At 30.0% G+C, this 11,972-nt stretch carries 9 protein-coding genes; 4 read left to right on the plus strand and 5 right to left on the minus strand.

The window, feature by feature from the left end:
- The first annotated feature begins 2 nt into the window (after positions 1 to 2).
- Positions 3 to 1,697, plus strand: coding sequence for a glycine--tRNA ligase (gene glyS / locus PUD86_00310; GenBank protein ID MDD6775728.1), 1,695 nt, complete (start codon positions 3 to 5; stop codon positions 1,695 to 1,697).
- An 8-nt stretch (positions 1,698 to 1,705) separates the two neighbouring features.
- Here the strand turns inward: glyS and PUD86_00315 are convergent, their stop codons facing one another.
- Positions 1,706 to 2,491, minus strand: a complete 786-nt coding sequence (locus PUD86_00315) for a DUF1724 domain-containing protein (GenBank protein MDD6775729.1) — start codon at positions 2,489 to 2,491, stop codon at positions 1,706 to 1,708.
- Positions 2,492 to 2,652: 161 nt separating this feature from the next.
- On the opposite strand from PUD86_00315, the gene PUD86_00320 reads away from it, so the two are divergent.
- Together PUD86_00320 and PUD86_00325 are read left to right on the plus strand one after the other, a co-directional pair.
- Entirely contained in the window at positions 2,653 to 3,408 is a 756-nt protein-coding gene (locus PUD86_00320) for a TatD family hydrolase (protein MDD6775730.1), read from the plus strand.
- Positions 3,409 to 3,413: 5 nt separating this feature from the next.
- Positions 3,414 to 4,313 (plus strand): TDT family transporter, encoded by a 900-nt coding sequence (locus PUD86_00325; GenBank protein MDD6775731.1) that lies wholly within the window; start codon positions 3,414 to 3,416, stop codon positions 4,311 to 4,313.
- Positions 4,314 to 4,334: 21 nt separating this feature from the next.
- On the opposite strand, the gene sepF is transcribed toward PUD86_00325, so the two are convergent.
- Together sepF and PUD86_00335 are read right to left on the minus strand one after the other, a co-directional pair.
- Positions 4,335 to 4,847 (minus strand): cell division protein SepF, encoded by a 513-nt coding sequence (gene sepF, locus PUD86_00330; GenBank protein ID MDD6775732.1) that lies wholly within the window; start codon positions 4,845 to 4,847, stop codon positions 4,335 to 4,337.
- Between the two features lie 6 nt (positions 4,848 to 4,853).
- Positions 4,854 to 5,906: a DUF1611 domain-containing protein gene (locus PUD86_00335; protein ID MDD6775733.1), complete on the minus strand. Its 1,053-nt coding sequence runs from the start codon at positions 5,904 to 5,906 to the stop codon at positions 4,854 to 4,856.
- A 297-nt stretch (positions 5,907 to 6,203) separates the two neighbouring features.
- Here PUD86_00335 and PUD86_00340 point away from each other — a divergent pair, with 297 nt between their 5' ends.
- The gene (locus PUD86_00340; GenBank protein MDD6775734.1) at positions 6,204 to 6,782 is read left to right on the plus strand and encodes a ZPR1 zinc finger domain-containing protein; all 579 of its coding nucleotides are present in this window, start codon (positions 6,204 to 6,206) and stop codon (positions 6,780 to 6,782) included.
- 14 nt (positions 6,783 to 6,796) lie between these two features.
- Here the strand turns inward: PUD86_00340 and PUD86_00345 are convergent, their stop codons facing one another.
- Both PUD86_00345 and PUD86_00350 read right to left on the minus strand, forming a co-directional pair.
- Positions 6,797 to 7,231 carry a hypothetical protein gene (locus PUD86_00345; protein MDD6775735.1) on the minus strand — a complete coding sequence of 145 codons (435 nt, stop codon included), beginning with the start codon at positions 7,229 to 7,231 and terminating at the stop codon, positions 6,797 to 6,799.
- 268 nt (positions 7,232 to 7,499) lie between these two features.
- Complete coding sequence (locus tag PUD86_00350) at positions 7,500 to 11,636, minus strand: hypothetical protein (protein ID MDD6775736.1); 4,137 nt, start codon at positions 11,634 to 11,636, stop codon at positions 7,500 to 7,502.
- Positions 11,637 to 11,972 lie beyond the last annotated feature (336 nt).

Consider the following 11,972-nt stretch of genomic DNA (forward strand, 5'->3'; position numbering starts at 1 on the left):
TTATGAATCATGATAAAATGTCAAATATAAGTGCAAAAAGAGGATTCTTATGGCCATCTTTTGAAATTTACTCTGGAGTATCCGGTTTTACAGATTACGGTCCTCTCGGTGCTAGTTTAAAAAACAACATTATGCAAAAATGGAGAAAACAATACGTTTCAGGTGAAGGATTTTACGAAATCGAAGGTCCAACCGTAATGCCAAAAGAAGTATTAAAAGCATCAGGACACGTTGACAACTTTACCGACCCAATGTGTAAATGTGAAAGCTGTGGAGAAGTTTTCAGAGCAGACCACATTATTGAAGATGTAATTGGAGAAGATGTAGAAAGCCTTGAAAATGAAGAGCTTGACCAAATCGTTATTGACAACAACATCAAATGTCCTGACTGTGGTGGAGACTTATCAAACATCTGGAATTACAATTTAATGTTTAAAACTGAAATCGGTGCTAAAGGAGATAAAGTAGGTTATATGAGACCTGAAACAGCACAAGGAATCTTCATTTTATTCAAACGTTTAGAAAGATTTTTCAGAGGAAAACTCCCATTCGGAGCAGTTCAACTTGGTAAAGCATACAGAAATGAAATTTCACCAAGACAAGGAGTTATCAGACTTAGAGAATTCACACAAGCAGAAGCTGAAATCTTTTTAAACCCTGAAGACAAAACACATCCTAAATTCTCACAAATTGAAGATGTTGTATTACGTTTAAACTCCCAGGAAGTTCAAGAAAAAGACTTAGAACCTTTAGAAATCACAGCACGTGAAGCTCTTGACAGTGGAGTTGTAGCAAATGAAATGTTAATTTACCAATTATACTTAGCTCGTAAATTCTTAACTGAAATTGGTATTCCTGAAGACGTTTTAAGATTCAGACAACATTTAGCTGGTGAAATGGCTCACTATGCACTTGACTGCTGGGACGTTGAAGTAAAAACCGACAAATATGGTTGGGTTGAAATTATCGGAATTGCTGATAGAGGAGCATACGATTTAACATCTCACACAAACTCAAGTAACGATGAATTAACTGTATTTATGGAATACGATGAACCTAAAAAAGTTCAAAAAACCGTTGTTAAACCAAACTTATCCAAATTTGGACCAATCTTTAAAGGAGATTCTCCTAAAGTAAAACAAGCTATTGAAGATGCCGATGTTGAAGAAATTAAAGCAGCAATCGAAAATGACGGTAAATTCACTATCGAATTAGACAAAGTATACGAAGTACCTGAAGATTTACTTATCTTTGAAGAAGTTGAAGAAGAAATAACCGGTGAGAAAATCATTCCTCATGTTATCGAACCTTCATTTGGTATTGACCGTATTACCTATTCTGTTTTATTACACTCATTTACTGAAACAGAAGGTAAAGATTACTTCAAATTTGATAAATCCGTAGCTCCAGTTCAACTTGGAATTTTCCCTCTTGTTAACAAAGAAGGACCTCGTGAAGTTGCTCAGAAATTAGCAGATGATTTCAGAATGGCTGGATTTAAAGTTGAATATGATGCTAGCGGAACTATTGGAAAAAGATATGCTAGAGCAGATGAAATAGGTATTCCTCTTGCAATTACTGTTGATTTTGATACTCTTGAAGATAATCAAGTAACTGTAAGAGATAGAGATACTGAAGCTCAAGAAAGAATTCCAATAGATGAATTAGCAGATTACGTAGAAAAATATTATAAATGAGTTTAAACTCATTTATTTTTCATTTTAAAATTTTTATAAAGATTATTAGCCCATTTTATTGAATCACTATTTTTAGAAGTTAATAATCTGTTTTGATCAAAATAACCATCTTCCTTAAACAAACCAAGAATCATAAGTTCATTTGTAACAATCAGCAAAAATGTCTTTTCACTATCAAAAAAAGATAAGTTTTCAATTAGTGATTTTTCACCAAACACCCCTCGAAGACTATTTGGTACAATTGCACTTACCTGCTTATTTTGTTTAACCAATTCATTTAATTTATCTATAAATGAGTCATGATAAAATGGTAAAATGCATTTAACTTCATCTGCACTAGCTAATGACTCATCAATGAAATTATATATTCTATATGCATCAACACCATCTGATTCAACAAGGCGAGCATTTCCAAGAAGATATAACTCTGCAACAGACTGATTTGGAATCATATCAACAAGATGCTTATCTAAAATGTTAAAAAAATCATTTAGCAAATTAAGAAGATTTCCCAATTTTAAAACCTGTTCAACTTCAAGTTTAGTAGTGTTTGAGAGATAGTATTTATTATGTTCTCTATATACGTGGCCTTTTAGTTCTAAATTATGCAGATTACTGGATATTGAACTATAACTTAGAGATGTGATGCTGTTTAAGTCTTTCATGTTTAAAGGGCATTTGTACAGGGTTGCCAATATTTTTAATCGAATTATGGAGTTGGTCATGTATTTTACTTCTTCTGAAATTAATTCATAGCTTTCCAAATAGTTTTTATTGTCTTCCAAATTAATCACCAATCGAGTATTACTTACAACATTACTTTTTATTACAAAAAAATATAAAATCTATTGAAGTGAGAAAATATGAAAATGTGACTTTGCAAATAGCTTTTTTAAAAAAATAAAGTTATTTTTTTATATCTAGATAAGCATAAATAACAAAATAGTGAGTAAAAATGATTGATACACATATTCATGCAGATTCAAGAAGTGGTGAAGATTTTAGAGATATGTACCTTGCAGGAATAGATAGTGCAATTACTTGCAGTTACTATCCCTACAAAATAGATTCAGAACTTATTCTTTTAAATCATTTAAACAGAATTTTAGAGCTTGATACTAAAAGAGCATCAGAACACGGTTTAGATTTAAAAGTAGCTCTAGGAATCCATCCTACAAACTGTATAAAAAATCCTGAAATGATTTACGACAAATTATACGAGTGGGTTGAAAACAAACAGATTGTAGCTATTGGAGAAATTGGCCTTGAAGATTTAAGTGATATTGAAATTGAAACTTTTAAAAAGCAATTAGATATCGCAGACAAAACCAATTCAAAAGTTATTATCCATACTCCTAGAAAAAACAAAAAGGAAGTTTTAAAAGTAATTTTAGATATTGTTCCACAACACATTGACGAATCACAAGCAGTAATTGATCATATTAACCATGACGTAATTGAAGACGTTATAGATAGCAATTATATGCTTGGATTAACAGTTCAACCTCATAAACTTGATGTTAATGGAGCTATTGATATTTTGGACAATTATGGCTTTGACAGATTCTTTTTAAATAGTGATATGAGTAATAAACCTTCAGATCCACTTTCTGTTGCTAAAACTATTCGTGAATTAACAAGACTAGCTTATAACAAAAATGATATTGAAAAAATATCCCATAAAAACGCTGCAGATTACTTTAAAATTTAGATAATATGAAATATGTTAAAAACGTACCATTACCTGTTTCAGGTTTGATTCTTGCATTATTTTCCTTGGGGAATTTATTGCAGGACCAAAATCCTGATGTCAAATATTTATTTGGAACATTAGGAGCTATTCTTTTAGTATTATTAGTTCTTAAAATCATTAAATATCCTGATGATGTTAAAAATGATTTTAAAAATCCAGTAATAGCCAGTAGTTTTGGTACTTTTTCCATGAGTTTAATGCTTTTATCTACCTATACCATTGGATTTATACCAAGTATTTCATACACTATATGGATAATAGGATTGGCGTTGCATATTCTATTAATGATTTACTTTACATATCATTTTATCATACGTAATTTTAATATAAATGATGTTTACCCAACTTACTGGATCGTTTATGTTGGAATTACAATGGCTGCAATTACAGCACCATCATATGGACTTAAAGAAATAGGATTTATATTCTTTATTATTGGCTTTATTTCAATGCTTATTACAATGCCTGTGATGATTTATAGATATATCAAATATTCAGATGTTCCTGATGTAAATAAACCAACAATATGTATTTTTACAGCAATTATGAGCATATTAATTGTTGGATATGTAAATTCTACACCACAAATATCTATTGAATTCATAATAACATTATATTGCCTTGCATGTATATTTTACATATTTTCACTTTACAAATTAGTTGAATACAGAAATCTTGAGTTTTATCCAAGTTTTTCGGCATTTACATTTCCATTTGTAATAAGTGCAATTGCAACAAAATCAGTAATAAAATTAACACAAAATGCTTTGTTAATGCCAGTTGAGACAATGCAAACAGTAATAGCTATAATAGCTGTGTTTTATGTATTATCACAATACATTAATTTTTTAAAAAAAGAGTAAAAAAAGTAGATTTTAATCTACTTATCCTTTGTTAACTAACTTAACTTTTTCAGGAGCTAAAATAATTAAGTTTTTATCTTCAGTACGGGTAAGCAATAATGCCTGTGCACCGTGATTTTCTCTAATTTGTCTAATTTTTTCTCCAGCTAATTTAAAGTTAAGATCACTTTCTTTTTCAAGGAAGGATAAATCAACAATAACAGGATTTTTTTCTTCTATGATTTGATCAACCATATAATTGATATCATCAAGAGTCTTTGGTCTAATTAAAACAATTTCATAAAAAGACTGTTCTGGAGTAATTACATCATAATCATCAAATTCATCCTGAACAGGAACAGACCTAGGAGCTTGTTGTGGTTTAGGAGCATGTTCATATTGTACATTACCATTTTGTTGAGGTTGAGTTCTGGAATTTTTAACAGAATTAGTGATATCATTTATGAATTCAGAGAAACTGAAACTAGATTCATTCTCACTTCCTTCCACATCCTCATATCCTAAACTTCTTTTTAAAGTATCAATAAAGCTCATTTTAAACTACTCTCCTAAATATTCATATATAGCATCTAATAATTTATCAGCACCATTATTATAAACGTCTTCAGCAGGTAAGTTGTATTTGGATTCAAAGTCTTCTAAAGTCATATCAGAATCTGCATTTTTAAGGTTGATTGATAAACCAACAACTTTTGTAGGTTCAACAGCCTCAATAGCTCTAACTTCTTCTTCAATACCTCTAGGTTCTCTGTAAGGGTGGTTTGGTCTGTGTCCAACAATAACTGCATCAGGAGCACATCCGATTAAGATTCCTGCAGATAATCCTCTTGGGTGAGGATTTCCCATTTCAGTTAAACTGGATTGACCTTCAATAAAAATAATATCTGGTTGTTTTGTATCTTCAACATATTTGATTGCAGATAAAAGAGCTGCCGGAACGTCCATTGCAGATAAACTTCCAGCTCTAAAATTAAAATCAGTAGGTTCTTCAATACCCATTTCATCAGTAGATATAATTGCAGGAGTTAAACCTCTTTTCATACTTGCAATACCTAATGCTTTGGTGGTAGTTCTTTTACCACATTCCTGTGAAGTTCCTCCAACGAAAATTACAGGAGCTTTAGATTCATAAGAAATCTTTGGCAATACTTCACATGATTTTTCAGGAGCTACACCAGCTATTTTTTTAACTACGTCTAATCTAGGGCTGATATCCTTTATTACAACACCTTTTGAATCAGCAAATTTCTTTAAAGATAAGTTATCGGAAATAGATAATGATCTAAATGAAGTAATTACATTTAAACCTGCATCAATAGCTTGAACTGCATATTTTAAAGCAGCACCTTCAGCACCGATTGGAAGCATAATAACTAAAGATTTAGCGTCCTTAGCGCCTTCAAGACATTCTTCTAAACTACCTGCTACAATATATCCACAGTATTCAGTTCCTTGTTTATCAACATTATCGTCAATAAATCCTACTGCTTCCACACCTTCAAGATTGGAGAATTTTTCACCTCCACCACCACAGCCTACAACTATGAATGGGTTCAAATCTTGAATTTCTTTTACTGATTTTATTGAATACAAAAATTTCATCCCCTTACAACTTATAATTTATAACATTAATTATGAATTTATAATCATGATTTTTCAAAAAATAATTTTAAAAAAAACATTATATTATTAATTATAATTTTTCATATTAATAAATGTAAATGTTTTAGGGCATAAATTGTAATACTTTTTGGAGATTAAAAAAAATTAATTTTAAATATTTGTTGAAAATAACAACAACATTATTAATGAAAATAAAGATAAAAAAGAATAATTATCACAATTACAAATTATCTAGATAAAATTATACAAATAAAGGATATGTTTTAAATGAATGAAATGGAAATCAACGAAATGGTAATTAAATGTCCTGTTTGCTCTGTTGAAGGTGTGGCTAAGTCAATAATGAAGGAAATTGAAATACCTCACTTTGGAAAAGTTTTAGAAACAACCATTCAATGTCCAGAATGCGGATTTAAACACAGTGATGTAATAGCTCTAGAGCAAAATGATCCTGCTAAATATGTTATTGAAATTAATAAAAACAATTTGTCTGTTAGAGTTGTAAGGTCACAGTCTGCAACTGTTTCAATACCTGAAATTGGTGTTAAAGTTGAACCTGGTCCAAAATCTGAAGGATATGTAACAAATGTTGAAGGAATTCTCACCCGTTTTGAAGATGCTGTAGAAAAAGCTTTGAATTTATTTGATGATGATGCATCCCAAGAGAATGGTAAAAAAACTTTAAATGAAATCAGAGAACTTAAAAAAGGAAACGGAACTGCAACATTGATTATTTTAGATCCATTTGGTCAAAGTAACGTTGTAAGTGACAGTGTTGAAATTAGTGAAATTCCAGAAGAGGAATTAAATACTTTAAAAACAGGTTTTAGTCATATTGAAGAATAAATAAAGAAGAAGGATTATTCTTCTTCGTCTTCTTCATCAGTAGGTGCTGAGAAGCTGAAAGTATCTTCTTCTACAACATCTTTTAATTTTAATGTTTTTTGAACATCCATAGCTAATGCATTACAATCTGCTTTAATAGCTTCTAAATGTAATAAAATTCTTTCTTTTTCTTGATTAATCCTTTCGATGTTAGTGTAAGGGTAAGTAGATTCTTTAAGCATTTCGTATTCAATAGTGGTGTATGGGTAATCGTTTAATTGTTTACATACATTTTTTAAAACTTCACCTAAGAATTTGTTCATTTCTACTTTTACTCTTTCTCTAATCATTTTGTCATCGTCAAGGTTTTCTTTCATTAAACGGACAACTTCAGCTTTAGCGAAAGGTAATTTTTCGTCTTCTTCTTCAAATTCTTCAGAAACTTGTTCAATCATTTCTTCTTCAGACATAATTACACCTCATTGCATTTAATTAATAATATTGACTCATCTACTTTCTTTTTTAAAAAAATAACATTTTATCAATATGTAATATTATATTTATCACAAGTTTTATTTAAAGGTTTTGTTTAAATTAAAAAAATGAAGAACTATTTGAATATTTATTTGTCTAACTTATAAAATAATTAATCGTAAAATCAATAATTATGATACTTTCACAAATTTGAAAAACCGATTAAAAAAAATAATAAAAAGTAGCTTAAAAGCTACTTTAATTTTACCTTTTTTTAAAAATACCACAGCCACTAAAAATCATTGAAAACAATGCTGAAACAATCAACAAAGATATGACATTTGCAGTAGGATTTTTTTGAAGACCATTAACTGATTGTTTAATGTTTTTAACCTCAATAGTTTTCTTAGATAACTTATTAGCAATTTTTTTAACTATTTTAGATGAATCATTACTAATGATTTTAACTATTGCATCATCACGATTATTATCCTCATTACTATCAGGTGTGTCACTAACAATAGATGCAACATTTTTAAAGATTCCTTCATGAATAGCTCTAAATTCAATGTGTAATTGTTCTTTTTCACCAGATGCAAGCTTATTTAGTGACCAAACATTAGTAGAAGTATTAAATGTTCCATCAGATACACTAAATGATTTTAAACTTAATGATTGTGGAAATTCTTCAAATACTTTTACATTAAAAGCATCACTAGGTCCATTATTGCTTATTTTAATGTTATATGAAACAATTTCACCAAGTTTATATGTGTATTTTGAGACTGTTTTTGTAATTGACAAATCAGCAGCAGGATTTACATGTACCGTTGCATTATCATCATTATTAGACCAGTCAGGGTCTTTTTGATCACCGTAAGCTATTGCAGTATTTGTAATTATTCCTGTTTTGATGATTCTTGTTACAATTTCAAGGGTTTTTGATTCTCCAACATTTAAATCACCAATATACCAAATGCCATTAATGTAATCACCAGATGTGCTAACGATTTCAAGGGAATCTGGCAAAATATCTTCAACAATAACTCCAGTTGCATTGTTAAATCCATTGTTTGAAACAACTAATGTCCATTTTATCAAATCTTTATAGTTTGCTGTTGATACATTAGCTATTTTTACAATTGAGATGTCTGAAACTGGTAATGTATTAATTGATTCATTATCATAGTTATTTGACATATTAGTATCAAATTCATCGGCAATTGCATAAACATCATTGACAATGATTCCCAATTCATTTACAAAACAGCTAATGTTTAATACTTCACTTTCACCAGCATTTAAGTAATCTATACTCCAAATACCATTTTCATAAACTCCACGAGTTGAAACACATCCATAAAAGATTAAACCGTTTGGTAAAATATCATAAACTTTAATGTTAGTTGCCCTGTCAGGACCGTTGTTTGTGACTTTAATGGTCCAAATAATCATATCTCCAAAGTATGGATTTTTATCAGATACCTGTTTTAAAACTGAGATATCTGAAGTGGAGTTTACACAAATAGTTTCATTGTCAATGTTGTTATCAGGATTTGGATCGTAGGTATTTCCATAAATCTCTGCAATGTTAGTAATGGTTCCGGTTGTATTTACTTTACAAATTAGTTCTAAGGTTTGGGTTTCTTTATTTTCAAGACAACAAAATGCCCATATTCCCTCATCGTAAAATCCTTTGCTTGCAGTGTAGTTTACAAGAATTAAACCATTTGGAAGGATATCCTGAACGTAAGCTGCAGATACTTTGTCTGGACCCTTGTTGGATATTGTTATTGTCCATTTTATCAAATCACCATAGTTTACCTCAGTTGCATTAACTGTTTTTACAATAGCTAAATCACCAGATTTATTAATTAGAATTGTTTTATTTGCAATATTGTTAGCTGGATTAATATCTTTTTCAAGGCAGGTCACATTAGCAATGTTTGTTATGCTTCCAGTTCCGTTTACCCTAGTGATTATATTAAGTTCAACACGTTCATGATTTTTCATATCTCCAATATTCCAGATTCCTGTTTTAGAATCATACATTCCACAGGAATCATCACTAATCCAAATTAATGAATCCGGCAATATATCAGCTACTTTTACATCATGAGCAACATCAGGACCATGATTTGATACAATTAAATTCCATTCAACCAAATCTCCAAATTTAGGATTTGAAACATTTACATTTTTGATTACAGACAAATCAACAGTTTTAGGAACAATTATTTCTTTTTCATCATGGTTGTTGTCCAAATCAATATCAAACTCATTTCCAGTAACATTAGCTTTATTTACAATCTCACCTGTAGCATTTACTTTTGTTATAATATTTACAATTAAAGTTTCACCAACTTTAAGAGATCCTATTGTTAAAATACCAGTTTGTGGATTATATGCGCCGTTAGTGTCATCTGATATCCAGATTAATCCCTCAGGCAATACATCATTAACAATAACTCCTGTTGCATCATTAGGACCATTATTGGTAATGTTTAATGTCCAAATTACAAAATCACCATAATCTATTGTGTCGTCATTGCTTTGTTTTGAGAGTTTGTTGTCTGTTTTTGGAATTACATTAAATACAGTAGCATTTGTAATAGCTTTGTAGTAGTTATCCTCAAAATGCTTTGCAGTTACATAATATCTTCCAGGTTTTAGATTTTCCAAACTATCATAAACTTCACCAAGATAATTGGATTTTAATGTATTGTTATAAACAACAGTTCCATCTTCATACTGTATTGTCATTAAAACATCAATATCATATTCTCTGTCATCCTGATACAATTTTCCACTATCTGTTGCACCAAATACTGGATACTCACCGTCAATTTCAATTTTATCATTACTTGCTGCATTATAAATTGCATTTGAGACATTTAAATTGTCAAAATCTGCAATATTGTTTCCACCATAAATAATGGATTTAAAGTTTTCAACTTCACCATAATAAATATCATGAGCAAAAATCAACAATTTATAAACCCATGCCTGATTTTGATATAAAGTGTTGTTTACGAGTTTAAATTCAATTCCATTACTATCAAAGTAAATTGCACTACCATTTCTAGCTGTATTTAATTTAAAATTGTTATTACTTGCAAGTACTTTTGTACTGTTTACATAAATAGCTCCACCTAAACCATCATTTAGTTTACTTGCGTCAGGTAAAGCATTATTTTTTATAAAATCGGAATTTGAAATCACAACATCCATACCTTTAATAAACAATGCTCCTCCATTGATACTTGCATTATTGCCGTTAAATTGAGAATCTATAACTTTAACATTAGCAGCGTTAATATTAACTCCACCACCACATTGGGATGCATAATTATCCTCAAAAATTGAATCTTCAATCATTATATTAAAACCATCCAATTTAACTGCACCCCCTAAAGGAGCACTGTTTGATTTGAATATGCTTTTTGTAATGTTTAGATTCATATTATCCAAGTAATCTCTCATAATTGATACTGCACCACCAAATTCATTTGCAGTATTATTGATTAAAGTACAGTTATATAAATTTCCGGAAGCATGATATGTTAGAGCTCCACCCTGATCAGCACTATTGTTAATAAATATACAGTTATAATATGATGAACCGTTTCTAACACAGGCTGCACCGGCATGAGACAATCCATTAAGAGATGCTGCTTTATTATTTTTAAATACACAGCTTCTCACAACTCCGTATGAAACCGCAGTGTCCAAACCTATTTGAATTGCACCACCATAGCTGTCATTTTCACCTACAACATAATTTGAATCAAATATACAGTTTTCAATTAAAAACTGATGGCTGAATGCACCAACTGCACCGGCAGCCACAACAGCATTATTTTTTATGAAATTACAGTTTTTTATTGTAAGTCCCTGAGCTGTTGAGGCATCATAATATGTTTGTATTGCACCAGAAGTTTTACCTGCACGATTGTTTTCAAAAGAACAACCATCAAATGTGATGTATTTTGCTTTTATATAAACTGCTCCACCACTGCTTTTAGAATAACCATTAATAAATTTCAGATTCTTAAATTGGGAATTAGCACCCCCCTGTAAAACTTCAAAAATCCTTGTCATCTGTTTACCATCTAAAGTTGCCTTGGAAGATGAAGTAAAAATCAATCTTTTAGATAGTAACATTGTATCATTACCATTTGAGATGAATTTTCCTTCAAGAGTTATTGTATCTCCATCACTTGCCTTGTTTATTGTATCCTGAATATCTTTAAATGTACCTCCATTTAATGAATAAGATTTAGCTTGCAATATTTGATTTTCATGAGAATTTTCCAGTTTATCTTCCACATCTATGCCAAGTTCAATTTCATCACTCTGATTTACACAGGCAGCATATACCTGTTCACCATTAACACTCATTGAAGTGAACACCAAGCAAACAAGAATTAATGAAATGAAAAAAGGCTTGCTAATAGCTTTATTTTGAATTTTGTTTAACATTTTAACCTCACTCGAGGACATTAACGCTATCAATTAACAAAAGTTACCAATTAGCAATTAAACTTTTTATTTCGAGTCCTTCATTAAAAAGAACAAAGCTATTTTACTAAATTTAAAAAATATGACCTTAATTTATGCAGTCTATAAATTAACTACATTAGTAGAAGAATTTTTGATTAAATTTTCCACAATGTTAAAGGTCATTTTTCAATTTAATATAAAGAAATACTCTTTTTTAAATCAGTACAAAATTTA

This window comes from Methanobacteriaceae archaeon, assembly GCA_029219465.1.
GTDB lineage: Archaea > Methanobacteriota > Methanobacteria > Methanobacteriales > Methanobacteriaceae > Methanocatella.

Coding starts and splice junctions, on each gene's coding strand:
- PUD86_00340 (MDD6775734.1), top strand. CDS start 6,204: ATGAATGAAATGGAAATCAACGAAATGGTAATTAAATGTCCTGTTTGC.
- PUD86_00350 (MDD6775736.1), bottom strand. CDS start 11,636: ATGAGTGTTAATGGTGAACAGGTATATGCTGCCTGTGTAAATCAGAGT.
- sepF (MDD6775732.1), bottom strand. CDS start 4,847: ATGAGCTTTATTGATACTTTAAAAAGAAGTTTAGGATATGAGGATGTG.
- PUD86_00320 (MDD6775730.1), top strand. CDS start 2,653: ATGATTGATACACATATTCATGCAGATTCAAGAAGTGGTGAAGATTTT.
- PUD86_00345 (MDD6775735.1), bottom strand. CDS start 7,231: ATGTCTGAAGAAGAAATGATTGAACAAGTTTCTGAAGAATTTGAAGAA.
- PUD86_00325 (MDD6775731.1), top strand. CDS start 3,414: ATGAAATATGTTAAAAACGTACCATTACCTGTTTCAGGTTTGATTCTT.
- glyS (MDD6775728.1), top strand. CDS start 3: ATGAATCATGATAAAATGTCAAATATAAGTGCAAAAAGAGGATTCTTA.